Origin of the sequence: Mycobacterium basiliense (genome assembly GCF_900292015.1) — a bacterium.
In the GTDB taxonomy this organism is placed as follows: Bacteria; Actinomycetota; Actinomycetes; order Mycobacteriales; family Mycobacteriaceae; genus Mycobacterium; species Mycobacterium basiliense.
The window spans coordinates 4,600,589-4,617,923 of record NZ_LR130759.1; the positions used below are offsets into that span (position 1 = coordinate 4,600,589).

At 64.3% G+C, this 17,335-nt stretch carries 16 protein-coding genes and 1 tRNA gene; 13 read left to right on the forward strand and 4 right to left on the reverse strand.

Features of this window, described 5'->3' with window-relative positions; translation table 11 throughout:
* Position 1: 1 nt before the first annotated feature.
* The 3 genes from pstA to pstS are packed head-to-tail and all read right to left on the reverse strand — an operon-like array spanning position 2 to position 3,004.
* The gene (gene pstA / locus MB901379_RS19395) at positions 2 to 904 is read right to left on the reverse strand and encodes a phosphate ABC transporter permease PstA (protein WP_158018091.1); all 903 of its coding nucleotides are present in this window, start codon (positions 902 to 904) and stop codon (positions 2 to 4) included.
* Entirely contained in the window at positions 901 to 1,875 is a 975-nt protein-coding gene (gene pstC / locus MB901379_RS19400) for a phosphate ABC transporter permease subunit PstC (RefSeq protein WP_158018092.1), read from the reverse strand. Before pstC ends, pstA begins: the two co-directional genes overlap by 4 nt.
* A 13-nt stretch (positions 1,876 to 1,888) precedes the next feature.
* A complete protein-coding gene (gene pstS / locus MB901379_RS19405) occupies positions 1,889 to 3,004 on the reverse strand; it encodes a phosphate ABC transporter substrate-binding protein PstS (RefSeq protein WP_158018093.1) in 1,116 nt (371 codons plus the stop codon).
* Positions 3,005 to 3,351: 347 nt separating this feature from the next.
* Between pstS and MB901379_RS19410 the strand changes: the two genes are divergently transcribed.
* The 13 genes from MB901379_RS19410 (at position 3,352) to MB901379_RS19470 (ending at position 16,793) form a co-directional block, all read left to right on the forward strand.
* Positions 3,352 to 4,143, forward strand: coding sequence for an SDR family oxidoreductase (locus tag MB901379_RS19410; protein ID WP_158018094.1), 792 nt, complete (start codon positions 3,352 to 3,354; stop codon positions 4,141 to 4,143).
* 9 nt (positions 4,144 to 4,152) lie between these two features.
* Positions 4,153 to 5,229: an NAD(P)H-dependent amine dehydrogenase family protein gene (locus MB901379_RS19415; protein WP_158018095.1), complete on the forward strand. Its 1,077-nt coding sequence runs from the start codon at positions 4,153 to 4,155 to the stop codon at positions 5,227 to 5,229.
* Positions 5,230 to 5,330: 101 nt separating this feature from the next.
* Positions 5,331 to 6,065: a flavodoxin family protein gene (locus MB901379_RS19420; RefSeq protein ID WP_158018096.1), complete on the forward strand. Its 735-nt coding sequence runs from the start codon at positions 5,331 to 5,333 to the stop codon at positions 6,063 to 6,065.
* 95 nt (positions 6,066 to 6,160) lie between these two features.
* Complete coding sequence (locus MB901379_RS19425) at positions 6,161 to 7,387, forward strand: Nramp family divalent metal transporter (RefSeq protein WP_158018097.1); 1,227 nt, start codon at positions 6,161 to 6,163, stop codon at positions 7,385 to 7,387.
* Between the two features lie 183 nt (positions 7,388 to 7,570).
* Positions 7,571 to 8,632 (forward strand): poly-gamma-glutamate hydrolase family protein, encoded by a 1,062-nt coding sequence (locus MB901379_RS19430; RefSeq protein WP_158018098.1) that lies wholly within the window; start codon positions 7,571 to 7,573, stop codon positions 8,630 to 8,632.
* Positions 8,633 to 8,688: 56 nt separating this feature from the next.
* Positions 8,689 to 9,507, forward strand: coding sequence for an LLM class F420-dependent oxidoreductase (locus MB901379_RS19435; protein WP_158018099.1), 819 nt, complete (start codon positions 8,689 to 8,691; stop codon positions 9,505 to 9,507).
* Positions 9,508 to 9,536: 29 nt separating this feature from the next.
* Positions 9,537 to 9,609 (forward strand) — tRNA-Arg (locus MB901379_RS19440).
* A gap of 515 nt (positions 9,610 to 10,124) precedes the next feature.
* The gene (locus MB901379_RS19445) at positions 10,125 to 11,150 is read left to right on the forward strand and encodes a fused (3R)-hydroxyacyl-ACP dehydratase subunits HadA/HadB (protein ID WP_158018100.1); all 1,026 of its coding nucleotides are present in this window, start codon (positions 10,125 to 10,127) and stop codon (positions 11,148 to 11,150) included.
* A gap of 466 nt (positions 11,151 to 11,616) precedes the next feature.
* Positions 11,617 to 11,916, forward strand: coding sequence for a PE family protein (locus MB901379_RS19450; RefSeq protein WP_158018101.1), 300 nt, complete (start codon positions 11,617 to 11,619; stop codon positions 11,914 to 11,916).
* A gap of 5 nt (positions 11,917 to 11,921) precedes the next feature.
* Positions 11,922 to 13,196 carry a PPE family protein gene (locus tag MB901379_RS19455; protein ID WP_158018102.1) on the forward strand — a complete coding sequence of 425 codons (1,275 nt, stop codon included), beginning with the start codon at positions 11,922 to 11,924 and terminating at the stop codon, positions 13,194 to 13,196.
* Positions 13,197 to 13,534: 338 nt separating this feature from the next.
* The gene (locus tag MB901379_RS19460; protein ID WP_158018103.1) at positions 13,535 to 14,755 is read left to right on the forward strand and encodes an acetyl-CoA acetyltransferase; all 1,221 of its coding nucleotides are present in this window, start codon (positions 13,535 to 13,537) and stop codon (positions 14,753 to 14,755) included.
* A gap of 2 nt (positions 14,756 to 14,757) precedes the next feature.
* Positions 14,758 to 16,272: a carotenoid oxygenase family protein gene (locus tag MB901379_RS19465; protein WP_158018104.1), complete on the forward strand. Its 1,515-nt coding sequence runs from the start codon at positions 14,758 to 14,760 to the stop codon at positions 16,270 to 16,272.
* Positions 16,273 to 16,334: 62 nt separating this feature from the next.
* Entirely contained in the window at positions 16,335 to 16,793 is a 459-nt protein-coding gene (locus MB901379_RS19470; RefSeq protein WP_158019318.1) for a VOC family protein, read from the forward strand.
* Between the two features lie 17 nt (positions 16,794 to 16,810).
* On the opposite strand, the gene MB901379_RS19475 is transcribed toward MB901379_RS19470, so the two are convergent.
* Positions 16,811 to 17,233 (reverse strand): hypothetical protein, encoded by a 423-nt coding sequence (locus MB901379_RS19475; protein ID WP_158018105.1) that lies wholly within the window; start codon positions 17,231 to 17,233, stop codon positions 16,811 to 16,813.
* Between the last annotated feature and the right edge of the window lie 102 nt (positions 17,234 to 17,335).

The following is a 17,335-nucleotide window of genomic DNA, read 5'->3' on the forward strand; positions in this document are numbered from 1 at the left end:
GTCACCGCCTGCGGGTGGCCACAAACCGGATTGCCGCGGCGACGAGGTTGATTGCGGCCACCAGGATGATCAGAGTCAAAGCCGCCCCCCACACCCGCAGGAAACCGGCGTGTTCAGGGTTGGTGAGTTCGGTGTAGATCAGCAACGGCAGCGAGGCCATGTTCCCGTTGAAGATGTCGAAGTTGATCGACCGGCTGTATCCGACCAGCACCAGCACCGGCGCCGTCTCACCGATCACGCGCGCAACCGACAGCAAGACACCCGACACAATGCCCGGCATCGCAATCGGGACGACGATGCGCACGATGGTTTTCCATTTCGGAACCCCCAACGCGAAGCTGGCTTCGCGTAGTTCGTCGGGCACCAACCGCAGCATCTCCTCGGCGGAGCGCACCACTACCGGCAGCATCAACAGGACCAACGCCAATGACACGGCGAAGGCGCTCTGCTGAAATTTCATGGTGGCAATCCACAAGCTGAAGACGAACAATGCCGCCACAATCGAGGGCACCCCGGCCAGCACATCGACCATGAAGGTGGTGATCCGGGCCAGTCGACCAGTGCCGTATTCGACCAGATAGACCGCCGTCATCAAACCCAGCGGCACGGCCAGTACAGCCGCCACCCCGGCCTGCACCAGCGTCCCGTACAACGCGTGATACACGCCGCCGGCAAACTGCTCTGGCAACACACCACGCAGTGAGTGCGTCCACCAGTCTTCCCTGGTGATCGCGTACCAGCCACGCGCGATTACCACCCCCAACAGCCAGATCAACGGCACCAGCGCGACCGCGAACGAACCAAAGAACACCACCGTGGCAACGGTGTTCTTGATTCGCCGTGCGCGGCTTAGCGGGCGGAACACCGCCGTTTTGACCGGCCGGTCCAGGGCGTCAAGACTCATCCGTTGACCTTGCCGCCAGCGATGGCGCGCGCCATGGCGTTGACCAGGAACGTGAGGACGAACAGCGCAAAACCGGCGGATATGTAGGCACCAGTCGGCAGCGGTTCACTGAACTCGGATGCCGCGGAGGCAATCTTGGAGGCAAACGTGTAGCCGCCATCGAAAAGGGACCAGTTACCCGGGCGTGCGGCCGAACGCAAGATAATCAGCACGGCAACGGTTTCGCCCAGGGCACGGCCCAAGCCCAGCATTGATGCCGCCACCACTCCGCTACGGCCGAACGGCAGCACGGTCATCCGCACCACCTCCCATTTCGTCGCGCCAAGAGCCTGTGCCGCTTCGATCTGAATCGTTGGGGTCTGCCGGAACACTTCACGCGATACCGACGTGATGATGGGCAGGATCATCACCGACAGCACGATGCCAGCGGTGAAAATCGTGCCCCCGCCGGCCAATGACACATTGCCTTGCTTGAACAAAAACAGCCACCCAAGGTTGCGGTTGAGAAATCTGGCGACCGGCTCCAGCTTTGGCGCCAATACGAAGATTCCCCATAACCCAAAAATGATCGACGGCACCGCGGCCAGCAGGTCAACAATTGCACCGAACGGCCGGGACAGCCTTTTGGGCGCATATTGAGTGAGGAACACCGCGATTCCGACCGCGACCGGCACCGCTAACACCAAAGCGCTAACCGAACTGAGCACCGTAACCATGAACAGATCACGAATACCGAACGCCAACTTCTCATCGTCGGCCGTATTGAATTCGTTGCTGGTGAAGAAATTAACGTGGTTCGCGCGTAGCGCCGGGATAGCTCGGACCAACAGGAAAATCGCGATCAGCAGGATTGAGATCACGATCGTCATACCGGCCGTCGACGCGAAAAGCTTGAACAGCCAGTCGGCCCGCCGCGACGGGCGCGCGCCAACCCCTATCGGCGCGCGCTTGGCCAGCGGGCCTCGGACCACCGTCGACCCCGAATCAGGTGATCGCGTTGACCGCCGTCGATAGCCGTGCCTTGAATTCGTCCGGAATAGGGATATAGCCGTTGTCCTCCAAGCCATTCTGACCCGCACCAATGGTGGATTGCAGGAACGCCTTTACGGCGGTACCGACCGCCGAGTCGGGATACTTTGAACAGACAATCTCGTAGGTCGCCAACACGATCGGGTAGGAACCGGGCTTGGTGGGCTTGTAGAACGAGACGGTGTCAAGCACCAGATCGTTGCCCTGCCCCATGATCGAGGCTCCGGCAATGGTCTTGCCGACCGACTCGGTGCTGATCGCCACCGGGTCGGGACTAGCCGAGGTGATGATCTTGGCCATGGTCAAGCGTTGCGCCTGAGCAAAGGACCACTCGTTATAGGTGATCGACCCCTCGGTGTTCTTGATGGCCGCCGACGTACCGTCGTTGCCCTTGGCGCCCTCACCGACCCCGCCTTGGAACGATTTGCCGGCGCCCTTGCCCCAAGCACCGTCGGAAGCGGAGTCAAGGTAACGCTGGAAATTGTCCGTGGTACCAGACTCGTCGCTACGGAACACCACGTGGATGGGAGTCCCGGGCAGGTTGGTGCCGGAGTTGAGCGCCGCAATCGCCGGGTCGTTCCAGGTGGTGATGGCACCATTGAAGATCTTGGCCAGGGTGGGGCCATCCAGGTTGAGTGAACTGACCCCGTTGATGTTGTAGGTGACGGCGATGGGGCCGAACACCACCGGCAGGTTCCACGCCGGCGATCCGCCGCAGCGTTGTTGCGCCGCCGCCGCCTCATCGCTGCTAAGGGGTGAGTCCGAGCCACCGAAATCGGTTTGATTGCCGTTGAATTCACTGATCCCCGCACCCGATCCGTTGCCGGTGTAGTTCAGGGTCTGGCCCGGGCACGCCTGCTCGAAAGCCTTGACGAAGCGGGTCATCGCGTTCGCCTGCGCCGTCGACCCACTGGCCTTCAACGTCTTCTTCCCACCACAACTCACATTGCCCGCCGATTGGCCTGCCGTTGCGCCTCCACCGGTCGCGTTGTTGTCGCTACCACACGCTGATAAGACCAGAGCGCCCGAAGCCAGGACACTCAGCGCGGCGCCAAATCGGTTGAGTTTCAATACAGTTCCTAACGGTCGAAATGAAACATATTCGCCGCCGACGCTCGGCCGCGGCCGTCAACCAGCTTTCTTCGCAGCATGGACGCTACATTAGCAACAGCGAACCCCCGATTACAGGCCGCTGAACACTGATCCCCGGCCCACACCATCTTGTCGGGGATGTTGTCGGAATCCCGCCGGGGATCTTGGGACATGCCTATTGCCAGCAGTTGCCAGCCATTCCGCCCGCCGCAGGCCCGTTACAATTCCGCCACCCTGTGACAAACTAGAACCTGTTCCAGAAGTACCCCAAGCTCGAGACGGCGAGGGTCGCTGCCGTGTCGGCCGACAACTGAAACGAGGCCACAGTGATCCTCGACAGGTTCCGCCTGGACGACCAGGTCGCCGTTATCACAGGAGCCGGCCGCGGCCTGGGTGCGGCGATCGCACTGGCCTTTGCCGAGGCCGGCGCCGATGTCGTTATTGCTTCGCGTACCCAGTCCCAGCTGGAGGAGGTCGCCGAACGGGCCCGCTCCACCGGCCGTCGCGCCCATGTCGTCACAGCGGACCTCGCCCATCCCGAGGCCACCGCGGAGCTGGCCGGTCAGGCGGTCGAAGCATTCGGAAAACTAGATGTCGTCGTCAATAACGTCGGCGGGACCATGCCCAACACGCTGCTGACCACCTCGACCAAAGACCTCAAGGACGCCTTCACCTTCAATGTCGCCACCGCCCATGCGCTGACCGTCGCAGCGGTGCCGCCGATGCTGGAGCATTCCGGCGGCGGCAGCATTATCAACATCACCTCGACCATGGGTCGGCTCGCCGGGCGCGGTTTCGCGGCATACGGCACCGCAAAAGCCGCCTTAGCCCACTACACCAGGCTCGCCGCCCTGGACCTGTGTCCACGCATCCGGGTCAACGCGATCGCCCCGGGATCTATCCTCACCTCCGCGTTGGACGTGGTGGCCTCCGACGACGAGCTGCGCGAGCCGATGGAGCGAGCGACACCGTTGCGCCGGATCGGCGACCCGATCGACATCGCTTCTGCAGCAGTGTATTTGGCATCTCCCGCGGGGAGCTTCCTGACCGGAAAGACGCTCGAGGTCGACGGTGGCCTCACCTTCCCCAACCTCGACATACCGATTCCCGACCTGTGAGGAGCCCCCATGGCCATACCCGTCGTCCAGCTCGGCACCGGCAATGTCGGCATTCACTCGCTGCGAGCGCTGATCACCAACCCAGATTTCGAGCTCACCGGCGTTTGGGTGTCCTCAGACGCCAAAGCGGGTAAAGACGCGGCCGAGCTTGCTGGATTTGCGGAGGCCACCGGAGTCCAGGCCAGCACCGACCTGGATGCCGTGCTGGCCACCGGGCCGCGGTGTGCGGTGTACAACGCGATGGCCGACAACCGACTGCCCGAGGCGCTCGACGACTATCGGCGCGTGCTGGCCGCCGGGGTAAACATCGTCGGCAGCGGCCCCGTGTTTTTGCAATACCCGTGGCAAGTACTTCCCGAGGAACTCATAAAGCCACTGGAAGATGCTGCGCACGAAGGTAATTCAAGTCTATATGTGAGTGGAATCGACCCTGGCTTCGCCAATGATCTGCTGCCGCTGGCGCTGGCCGGCACGTGTCAAAGCATCGAACAGGTGCGCTGCATGGAGATCGTCGACTACGCCACCTATGACAACGCCGTAGTCATGTTCGACGTGATGGGCTTCGGCAAACCGATGGACGAGATTCCGATGCTGCTGCAGCCGGGTGTGCTGAGTTTGGCGTGGGGCTCGGTGGTCCGTCAACTTGCTGCGGGCCTGGGTCTTTCACTGGATACGGTCGAAGAAACGTATGTCCGAAAGCCGGCGCCGGAGGCCTTCGACATCGCGTCTGGTCACATCCCCACGGGCAGCGCGGCCGCGTTGCGGTTCGAGGTCCTGGGATTGGTGGACGGTGCTCCCGCGGTGGTGCTCGAACACGTCACCCGATTGCGCGAGGACCTGTGCCCCGATTGGCCGCAACCGGCGCAGCCGGGTGGTTCCTACCGAGTGGAAATCACCGGGGAGCCGTCCTACGCCATGGACCTGTGCCTGGGCAGCCGGCGCGGAGACCACAACCATGCCGGGCTCGTCGCCACCGCGATGCGGATCGTCAACGCGATTCCCGCGGTGGTGGCCGCCGGGCCCGGTATCCGGACCACCCTCGAACTGCCGCTGGTCACTGGCAGGGGGCTTTACCTCACCGGTTAGCCGCAGTGCGGTTGGCCGCCCACGCTGCTACGACTACGATCACGACCTGCGGCGATAACCAGCGCCGGACGCCACGACGATGGGACGATGGGCAGGTAGGCATGACCGCAACTGCACAGGATGACACCGCGGCGCCGCGGTTCGACGGGCTGCGTGCGCTGTTCATCAACGCAACGCTGAAGCGCTCGCCAGAGATCAGCCACACCGACGGGCTGGTTGAGCGCAGCTCACAGATCATGCGTAAGCATGGCGTCGAAGTGGACAGTTTCCGCGCTATCGACCATGACATCGCCTCCGGCGTGTGGCCGGACATGACCGAACACGGCTGGGAAACCGATGAATGGCCCGCCCTTTACCGGCAGGTCCTCGACGCGGACATCCTGGTGTTGTGCGGGCCGATCTGGTTGGGCGACAACAGTTCGGTGATGAAGCGGGTGATCGAGCGCCTCTACGCATGCTCGAGCCTGCTCAACGAGAACGGCCAGTACGCGTACTACGGTCGCGTCGGCGGGTGCCTCATCACCGGAAACGAAGACGGTGTCAAGCATTGCGCGATGAACGTGCTCTACAGCCTGCAGCATCTGGGTTACACCATCCCGCCGCAAGCCGATGCCGGCTGGATCGGCGAGGCCGGTCCGGGTCCGTCGTACCTCGATCCGGGCTCGGGCGGCCCGGAAAATGACTTCACCAACCGCAACACCACATTCATGACCTACAACTTGATGCACCTCGCGCAGATGTTGCGCACCACCGGCGGCATCCCGGCGTATGGCAATCAACGCACCAAGTGGGATGCCGGCTGCCGGCCGGACTTCGCCAATCCCGACTACCGCTGAGGCGAAGGACCGCGAAATGGGCCACCGGTAACGGCCGAAGCAGTTTCGGCTAACCTCACTTTATTATTCGGGGACGCTAATCGAAGGCCGGTGCATTGGCGCAGGACACCCAAACCTCGCTCAAGACGAGCTGGTATCTGCTGGGCCCCGCTTTCGTCGCGGCCATCGCCTACGTCGACCCCGGCAACGTCGCGGCCAACGTCAGCTCCGGCGCTCAATTCGGCTATCTGCTGCTGTGGGTGATCGTCGCGGCAAACATCATGGCCGGCCTGGTTCAGTACCTGTCCGCCAAGTTGGGCCTGGTGACCGGACGGTCACTGCCCGAGATCATTGGCACCCGGATGGGCCGACCCGCCCGGTTGACCTACTGGGTGCAGGCCGAGATCGTCGCGATGGCAACCGATTTGGCCGAAGTAATCGGCGGCGCGGTGGCGTTGCGCATCTTGTTCGGCTTGCCGTTGACGATCGGCGGAATCATCACCGGGCTGGTTTCGCTGTTGCTGTTGCTCATCCAGGATCGTCGAGGCCAGCGCCTGTTCGAACGCGTGATCACCGGACTGCTGCTGGTGATTGCCATCGGCTTTACCGCCAGTTTCTTTGTTGCGACACCGCCGCCTACCGACGTATTCGGTGGCCTGGTACCGCGCTTTCAAGGCACCGAAAGCGTGCTGCTGGCCGCGGCGATCCTGGGAGCCACCGTCATGCCGCACGCGGTGTATCTGCATTCGGGTCTGTCCCGCGATCGGCACGGACATCCAGCCCCGGGACCGCAGCGGCGCTGGCTACTGCGCGTTACCCGGTGGGACGTGGGTCTGGCGATGGTCGTCGCGGGCGGGGTCAACGCCGCAATGTTGCTGGTCGCCGCGCTCAACCTGCAGGGCCGCCAGGATACGGCCTCCATCGAAGGCGCCTACACCGCCGTCCACGACACGTTGGGCGCGACGATCGCGGCACTGTTTGCGATCGGATTGTTGGCGTCGGGCTTGGCCTCGACGTCGGTGGGTGCCTATGCCGGCGCCATGATCATGCAGGGATTGCTGTACTGGTCGGTTCCCATGGTGGTAAGGCGCCTGATCACATTGTGCCCAGCCCTGACCGTCCTGGCCGTGGGCCTGGATCCAACCCGCACGTTGGTGCTTTCTCAGGTCGTGCTGTCGTTCGGGATACCGTTCGCGATACTTCCCTTGGTCAGGCTGACCAGCAATCCGGAGGTCATGGGCGCCGATACCAACCATCGCGCCACGACGTTGGTCGGCTGGGTGGTCGCGGTGCTGATCACCCTGCTCAACGTGGTGCTCATCTATCTGACCGCGGCAGGCTGATTCCCAGTTCAGGCCCGTCGCGCGCAGGCCGGCGGTGAAACGGCTGCTCTGTTTTCACGCTGGCCACGACAGCATCGGTCAAAATAGGTAACGTCAACGTCCATTAGGCCGGCGGGAGTCAACTTGGTTCACGATAAGGTGCGCCGCGGTCCCAGACCCATTCATCGAAGGGCGACGGGCTGAATGCCGTCGCGCCGCCATCCCTACTTCGCATACGGATCCAACCTGTGCGTCGGGCAGATGGCGGTGCGCTGCCCGGACGCGACAGATCCGCGGCCCGCGGTGCTGGCCAATCACGACTGGCTGATTAATGAGCGCGGGGTGGCCACCGTCGAGCCGTTCGCCGGAAGTCAGGTGCACGGTGTGCTCTGGCAAGTCTCCGACCACGACCTGGCCGTCCTGGACTCCGCCGAGGGAGTGCCCATCCGCTACCGGCGCAACCGGCTCAGCGTGCACACCGACCACGGACCGACGCCGGCGTGGGTCTATATCGACCACCGGGTAACTCCCGGTCCGCCCCGGCCGGGATATCTGACGCGGGTCATCGACGGCGCCGTCCATCACGGGCTACCGCAACGCTGGATCGATTTTCTGCACCGCTGGGACCCCGCACGGTGGCCGCAACCGCGGCCGCGGGCCACCTCGGGACCGGCACCGCAGTCGCTGGCAGCGCTGTTGCGCGAGCCCGGCGTCAGCGAGGTCAGCCAACTGCGGTCACGGTTCGGTTTTCTTGCCATCCACGGCGGCGGGCTGGAGAAGATGACCGACATCATCGCCGAGCGCGCCGCTCAGGCCGCGGACGCATCGGTGTACATCCTGCGTCATCCCGACCGGTACCCGCATCACCTGCCGTCGGCCCGGTTCGACCCCGCGCAATCGCCGAGGCTGGCCGAGTTCCTTGACCACGTTGACGTCGCGGTCGCGCTGCACGGCTACGGCCGTATCGGCCGCGGCGCCCAACTGCTGGCCGGCGGACGCAACCGCACGCTGGCCGCCCACCTCTCCCGGCACCTCCACTTGCCCGGCTACCAGATAGTGACCGATCTCGACGCCATTCCGCCCGAGCTGCGTGGGATGCACCCGGACAACCCGGTCAATCGGGTACGCGGCGGCGGGACGCAGCTGGAACTCTCTATTCGAGTCCGGGGACTCAGCCCGCGCAGCCCCCTAGCCGGGGACGACGGCTTGTCGCCGGTGACCACCGCGCTGGTGCGGGGCCTAGCAGCCGCGGCGCGTTCCTGGTAAGCCTGGCTAAGGAATGCTAGGGAAACGCGGCGAGACCTGTTGAACGGAGATGGCGGGTGGCCAACGAATTTCGCTTCGGGGTAAGCGTTCGCTTCATCAAATCGCGTGCGGCACTGCAAGAGAAGGCGCGGCGGGCAGAAGACCACGGGTTCGACATCCTCTGCGTGCCCGATCATCTCGGTGCGGCCGCCCCCTTTCCGACGCTGACCGCGGCGGCCATGGTCACCACGAAGATCCGCTTGAGCATGTATGTGCTCAATGCCGGCTTCTACAAGCCCGCGCTGCTCGGTCGCGATGTCGAGGCGCTGGACCTGCTCAGTGACCGCCGGCTAGAAGTCGGCCTGGGCACCGGTTACGTCCGGGAGGAATTCGAGGCCGCCGAGCTCCCCTACCCCAGCGCCGGTGAGCGGGTGGACTACCTCCAACACATGACGACCTACCTGAAAGAACACCACCCGACGGTGCCGATGTTGATCGCGGGCAACGGCAACCGGGTGATGACGCTGGCCGCCCAGCAGGCCGACATCATCGGGCTGACCGGATCGAATATTTGCGGGGCCGCAGACCCGCTGGCCGAGCGCGTCGACTTCGTCCGCAAAGCCGCCGGCGACCGGTTTGCGGCGCTCGAGCTGAACCTGGCGATCACCGCACTACCCGCCAACGGCGAAACCGCACCCGATTTGACCATGACCCGTCGGTACGCACCGGAGTTATCCGACGAGCAGATACTGGCGCTGCACTCGGTGCTCAGCGGTTCACCGCGCGAGATTGCCGACACGTTGTGCGAATACCGCGATATTTACGGGGTGACGTCCTTCACCGTGCAGGACAACCACCTGGACAGTTTCGCGAAGGTGATCGCCGAGCTGCGCTGAGCCGGCTCCCCGGTAAGCTCAGCCCCGCCGCCCTCGTAGCTCAGGGGATAGAGCACGGCTCTCCTAAAGCCGGTGTCGCAGGTTCGAATCCTGCCGGGGGCACTCGCCGCTTTGTACGACCTCGGCTGCGGCTTGACATTTCTGCTCGGATGACGCCCGAATGGTGTCGCGGCTGCAGGTGCCGACGGAAGCTCATGATGACGGGAGTCGCCGGGGTCTGGTCGTCGCTGGCGAGGATCGACCGAGTTCAGCGGCCGTCTTGAACCGTCACGCGCTGGCGCCCAACGGAATTCGGCAGACGACACACTCAACGATGGGCACGGCCCTGATCTCGAGACACGACACGACGGGCGCGCCACGCCGACCACCGGCCTCAAGTTGCGGCGCATCGCCGAGCAAAATCCTTGATCGGAGTGTCCCAGCACGACATCGACGACGACGTGCATCCCACGCCTAAGCCACCCGTTCGCCCCGGTGAAAAGCGACCTGGCCGCCGGACGGCGATCCGGCCCCTGACGACGTTCATCGGTATCGGCCCGCAGTGCTGCGGCGTCGGCACGCTAGTGTGCTTCGGTCGGCTTCAGCGAACAAGCCGATAGAAGAGTTGGGCAAAATTCATGACCGCAGCAACAGAAGCGTCGACGCTCGAGTCGCGGGTCGGCCACTACTACCAGATGGACGACACCTATCTGGTGGGCCGCGAGAAGGTACGCGAGTACGCCCGTGCCGTGCAGGACTATCACCCCGCGCACTGGGACAAAGCCGCCGCAGCCGAACTGGGATATTCGGACTTGGTGGCACCGCTGACGTTCACGTCTGTCCCGGGCATGACCTGCAATCGGCGCATGTTCGAATCCGTGGTCGTCGGCTACGACACCTACATGCAGACCGAAGAGGTCTTCGAGCAGCACCGCCCGATCGTGGCCGGCGACGAACTGCACGTCGACGTCGAGCTAGCGTCGGTGCGCCGGATCGCCGGCAGAGATCTGATCACCGTGACCAACACCTTCACCGACGCGGCCGGCGAGCGGGTGCACACCTTGCACACCACCGTTGTGGGCATCACCGCCGAGGACGTCGATCCGGCGATCAAGGCGGTCGTGCAGAGAGCGATGATGCACGACGTGAATATCCTCGACGGATCGGATGCCGCTTACCGGAAGACCGTACGTCCCGAAGGGGAGGTTCGGCTCGCCGAAGCGGGCACGACCCGCATGCCGGGGACACCGTCCTTCGAGGACGTGCAGGTCGGTGACGAACTTCCGGTACACCACGCCCGGTTGTCCCGAGGTGACCTCGTCAACTACTCCGGCGTGGCCGGTGACGCCAACCCCATTCACTGGAACGAGGACATCGCCAAGATGGCGGGGCTGCCCGACGTGATCGCCCACGGCATGCTCACCATGGCCCTGGGTGCGGGATTCGCGTCCGGGTGGTCGGGCGACCCCGGGGCGGTTACCCGCTACGCGGTGCGGCTGTCCCAGCCCGCGATCGTATTGGCACTCGACGGTGCGGATATCGAATACAGCGGCCGGATCAAGTCGCTGGACCCGGCGACCCGCACCGGCGTCGTCATCGTCGGCGCGAAGTCCGGTGGCCGAAAGATCTTCGGCCTGGCGACGCTGAACGTCCGCTTCCGCTGACCTGGCAGCACCCGCGACGACGACACGGGGCAACCGCTGTGCGCAAATCCTCGCAGTTTTGTCCTCGCACCATGTCGGCCCCGGATGCCGAAATTGCCAACGTCGAGCAAGCTACCCCCGCTCGGTGGTGCGCAAATTTCTCGACCGGACTGATGTTCCACCGCTGGCGAGTATCAGCCCAGACCATCTCGAGTCGACGAGGGTAACGAGCGAAAAGTACCTAGCGGCTCACTCGCCAGTTGCCGCGTGGCGCGCCAAGAGACGAATTCTTTCATTCCGGCAAGGATTGCCGCCAAAGCTGGCGCCGTTTCGGAATAGACGAAGTACCCTTCAGCCAGGGAGTGCCTTTCTTTTCGGTTCTCAAGACGCAAAGCAAGAACTAATTCCGTTGAAGAACAGAAACTTCGGCGCTTCTGTCGGGAAGTGTCGGCTGAGCAGATCTGACGATTGGGGTTAGGAGAATCCGATGAGCTATGTGGTCACCCAGCCGGACAGGTTAGCGGCAGCGGCGGGGGATCTGCAGGAGATCGGCGCCGCGGTCAGTGCACAGAACTCGACCGCCGTCGCCCCCACCACAGGCGTGGCTCCCGCAGCCGCCGACCAGGTCTCGGCCGTGACCGCGGCACGGTTCAGCGCACATGCGCAGCTGTATCAGGCGATAAGCGCGCACGCCATGGGGATTCACGACATGTTCGTTTCCGCCCTGGCCGCCGGCGCCAATTCTTACGAGGCGACCGAGGCCGCCAATGTAATCGCGGCTGGCTAAGTAAAGTGGTAGCAACGGATTTCGGAGCCCTGCCGCCGGAGATCAATTCCGGACTGTTGTACACGGGTCCGGGATCGGAACCGATGCTGGCCGCCGCGACCGCCTGGGACGGTCTTGCCGCGGTCTTGAATTCCGCGGCGGTTTCCTACGCTGCGGTGGTCTCCGGGTTAACCCACGAGGCGTGGATGGGTCCCGCGTCAGCGTCGATGGCAGCGGCCGCGGCACCGTTTGCGGGCTGGCTCAGTGCGGTGACGGAGCAGGCCCAACAGACAGCGATTCAGGCCAATACGGCGGCGGCGGCGTTTGAGACAGCGTTCGCTATGGTCGTCCCGCCGCCGCTGATCGAGGCCAACCGCAGCCAGCTCATGTCGCTGGTCACCACCAACCTCCTTGGGCTCAACACCCCGGCCATCGAGGCCCTTCAGGCCGACTACGCCGAGATGTGGGCGCAGGATGCGGCCGCCATGTATCAGTACTCGGCGGCCTCAGAGGCCGCGTCCACGCTGACACCATTCACTCAACCGGCGCAGACCGCCGACCCGACGGGGACGGCGGTCCAGGCCACCGAGGCGGCCTCGGGAACCGGAACAAGCACCTCCGCCGCGGGGGGCGACGTCGCTGCCACACCGTCGGCCACCCCGGCAGGAATCGGGTCCGACGCGCCGATTGCGCCGCTCACCTCCGAGTCGTCGGCCCCGGCCGCCAGCATCGTCGTTCCAACCCCGATTGGGGATTTGGACATTGTGGCTACCTACATCGCGGTCGTCGCGACCACCAGCATGTCGCTAGCAATCGTGAACACCGCCAGACCCTGGAACTTCACCCACGGAAACACCGCCAACGGCGGCATCGGCCCCACACAGGGCACCGCCGTGGACGAGGAAGCTCCCCGGACTTCCGGGTCCGAGGTTTTGGTGTCCGCACCGATCGGCGGAGGCGCACCCGTATCCGCCGGAGTGGGTCACGCGGCACTGCTCGGGGCCTTGTCGGTGCCGCATAGCTGGACCACGGCGGCCCCGGAGATCAAGCTGGCGGTCGAGTCGTTGCCCAGCGCCAGCTTCAGCGCTGCTCCGCAGGCGGATTTCGGCGGAGTTCCCACCGGTCTATTGAGCGGAATGGCTTTGGCAAGTCTGGCGGCACGTGGCGCCGCCGGTGGTACCGGCGCTCGGAACAGCAACGACGCCTCCGACGAGGAGGGGCAGCCCAACCGCAAACCCACGGTGGTGGTGATCCAAAAGCCGCCACCCGCCGAGGGACCACTCGGCCACCGGCCGTCATAACTGAAGCCCCCAGGTGCTCCGGACTCCGGGGCCGCCGAGTACGGCCGGGCGCGGCCACAACGCACCCCAGGGGCCGTCCGCGCCGTGGGATCTCGGTGTTTGCGCAGTTCAGCCGGACACTGTCGACGCCGAAATGTCGGGTTTTGGCGCAGATGTTTGTCGACGGCCCTCGCTGGCAATCTGTTGCAAGAGGGGGGCGTATCGGCCGGCCTATACGCCTTGCCCAGGTCCCGTCGGTTCAGCCCGAGAGCCGACGGGACCGTCATTTTCGCCGACCGCGTGCCCGGCCGGCGGGATATCGACGGGCATGTGGCACGACCAGGAGTACCGTGCCGCGTATGGACTGCACAACCGGCGTGTGGATTCTCGGTGGGTACCAGAGCGACTTCGCTCGCAACCTCACCAAGGAGGGCCGCGACTTTGCGGACCTGACCGACGAGGTGGTCTCCGCTACATTGACCGACGCTCAGGTAGACGCCGCCGACATCGGGGTAGTCCACGTCTCTAATGCGTTTGGCGAGATGTTTGCCGGCCAGGGCCATCTAGGCGCGATGCCGGCGACGATATGCGACGGCCTCTGGGACACCCCGGCCTCCCGGCACGAAGCCGCGTGCGCCTCGGGCAGCGTGGCGACGCTGGCAGCGCTGGCCGACCTGCGCTCGGGCGCATACGACACGGCGCTGGTGGTCGGCATCGAGTTGGAAAAGACCGTGCCCGGCGACACGGCGGCACAGCATCTAGGCGCGGCCGCCTGGACCGGACACGAGGGCGCCGACGCCCGCTACCTGTGGCCCTCGATGTTCACCCAGGTCGCCGACGAGTACGACCGGCGCTACGGTCTCGACGACACACACCTGCGGGCGATCGCCCAGCTCAACTTCGCCAATGCACGCCGTAACGCCAACGCACAAACGCGGGGTTGGCAGATCCCCGACCCACTCACCGACGACGATGCCACCAACCCGATCACCGAAGGCCGGCTGCGCCGGTTCGACTGCAGCCAAATGACCGACGGCGGAGCGGGATTGGTGTTAGTCAGCGATGCCTACCTGCGAGATCATCCCGATGCGCGTCCGATCGCCCGCATCGACGGCTGGGGGCATCGCACCGTTGGGCTGGGTATGCGCCAGAAACTGGACCGCACGGCGGACGACCCGTACGTCCTGCCGCACGTGCGAGCCGCGGTGCTCGATGCCTTGCGCCGGGCGCAGGTCGGTCTCGACGATGTGGATGGATACGAAGTGCACGATTGCTTCACACCCAGCGAATACCTGGCGATCGATCACATCGGGCTTACCGGTCCGGGCGAATCCTGGAAGGCCATCGAGAACGGTGAGATCGAGATCGGCGGACGGCTACCGATCAATCCCAGCGGCGGGCTCATCGGCGGCGGCCACCCGGTTGGCGCCTCCGGCGTGCGGATGCTGCTGGACGCGGCCAAACAGGTCTGCGGGATGGCCGGCGACTATCAGGTGGAGGGCGCGCAGAATTTCGGCACGCTAAATTTCGGAGGAAGCACCGCCACCACCGTCAGTTTCGTTGTCAGCAAAGGTATTTGAGCATGGACGTTGAGATTGTCGGCAAGTACTTATCGACTCTGCCCGAAAACGACGACCATCCGTATCGCACGGGTCCGTGGCGGCCCCAGACCACCGAATGGGACGCCAACGACCTGACCGTGGTCGCCGGCGAGGTCCCACCCGACCTGGACGGCATCTACCTGCGCAATACCGAAAACCCGTTGCACCCGGCGTTCAAGACCTATCACCCCTTCGACGGCGACGGGATGCTGCACGCCGTCGGCTTCCGTGACGGAAAAGCTTTCTACCGCAACCGCTTTATCAAGACCGACGGCTTCCTTGCCGAAAACGAGGCGGGTGAACCGCTGTGGCCTGGGCTGGCCGAGCCGGTGCAGTTCGCCAAGCGTGATAAGGGCTGGGGCGCTCGCGAGCTGATGAAGGACGCCTCGAGCACCGACGTCATCGTCCACCGCGGCATCGCACTGACCAGCTTTTACCAGTGCGGTGATTTGTACCGGGTCGACCCGTATTCAGCCGACACCCTGGGCAAAGAAACTTGGAGTGGCCAATTCCCGTTCGACTGGGGCGTATCCGCGCATCCCAAGGTCGATAACATGACGGGCGAGCTGTTGTTCTTCAACTACAGCAAGCAGGACCCATACATGCGCTACGGCGTCGTCGACCAGAACAACGAGCTGGCCCACTACGTCGACATCCCGCTCCCCGGCCCACGCCTGCCACACGACATGGCGTTCACCGAAAACTACGCCATACTCAACGATTTCCCACTTTTCTGGGATCCCGGAATGCTCGAGCACAATGTGCACCTGCCGCGCTTCCATCCCGACATGCCGTCGCGCTTCGCGGTGATCCCGCGCCGAGGCGCGACTTCTGACATCCGGTGGTTTGAGGCTGATCCGACCTTCGTGCTGCACTTCACCAACGCCTACGAAGAAGGCGACGAGATCGTGCTCGACGGCTTCTTCGAGGGCGCACCGCAGCCCTTCGACACGGGTGGCACGAAATGGGACAAACTCTTCCGGTTCCTGGCTCTCGATCGACTGGAGGCCCGGTTGCATCGCTGGCGACTCAATCTGGTCACCGGGGCAGCCCAGGAGGAACCAATGTCGGAGTCCATCACCGAGTTCGGAACCATCAATGCCGACTACGCCACCAACAGCTACCGTTATGTCTACGCCGCTACCGGCAAACCGGGCTGGTTCCTGTTCGACGGCTTGGTCAAACACGATCTGCTCACCGGGAACGAGGAGGGCTACTCGTTCGGCGATGGCGTCTACGGCAGCGAGGCCCAGATGGCACCGCGGCTGGGCAGCGCGGCCGAGGACGACGGATACCTGGTCACCTTGACCAGCGACATGAATGACGACACCTCGTACTGCCTGGTCTTCGACGCCTCCAGAGTCGGCGACGGTCCAGTGTGCAAACTCCGGCTGCCCGAACGCATTTGCAGCGGCACACATTCCGCCTGGGTGCCGGGAGCGGAGTTGCGCCGCTGGCATCAAGTGGAGGATCCTGCCCGCGCCGTCGGGATGTGATCAGCCTGCCGACAAGCGGCTCAGCGAACGGAGGATTGGTGAACTACGGCAGACGCCGCCGAATGACGCACTGGCCCAAGGAATTGGCCTCTATCGGTGCCATCCGCTTCGCCCGGCGATCGTCGAACTTCCAAGAAACGGTGAGGTTTTATCGTGAACTTGTGGGGCTACCCCTCTACGAGACGTTCGGGGAAAGCTATGGCAGCAACGGCGCGATATTCGGCCTACCCAGCTGGAACCTGACTTTTGAGATCGTCGAGTCCGACGACGCCGTCACGGTGGATCATCACGACCAGCTGTGCCTGTATTTTCCGGACGAGGAAGCCCAGCAGGCGGCCATCATGCGCCTGCAAAATGCGGGTGCGAGCCCTGTGGAGCAGCACCCGTACTGGTCAGCCGTGGGCGCGGTGACCTACCGCGATCCGGATGGGCGCGACGTGGTGTTCGCACCGTTCGTGTACGGAGTCAACGAACCCGCCGATAGCGCCGCCTCTGGAAGGCATGAGTTCCCCTCGGATTGACCGGTTCACTACGGCGATCAGTCGCCAAACATCGCGGCGCCCATCGCCCACAGCGAACAGCCGACGGCGCATACCGCGCTGGCCGCACCGACATAGAGCCCGTACTCGGCCGACACGGGCGGATTGACATTGATCTTGTAGTACCACACCGCGAGCCCCAGCATCAGCAGCGAAATGAGCACGGCTGCAGAAGAAGACAGCCTGATCGAAAGTCCGCGGCCCACCATTGCGCCGGCCACCACCAGCGTCGAGGACAGCAGGACAAGCAGCTGGCCGGTGCCAAATCCCCGGGGGAGTTCAAGGCTCCCGTGGGTGCCGCCGATGGCGTTGGCCCAGCCACCACCACCAACCGTCGTGGTCAGCCAGGGCATCCAGGCGCTGACCGCCATGGCCGCCGCACAGAACGCGACCAGCCAACCAGTACGCAAGTGGCGAGTCATGGTTGTGACATTAGCTGAATTCGACCCACGCCCGAGCAACCGACCGTCAGGTTAGCGTGGCGTCGATCCGCCAGCGCCACGCCAGCGTGACGACCGGTCTGG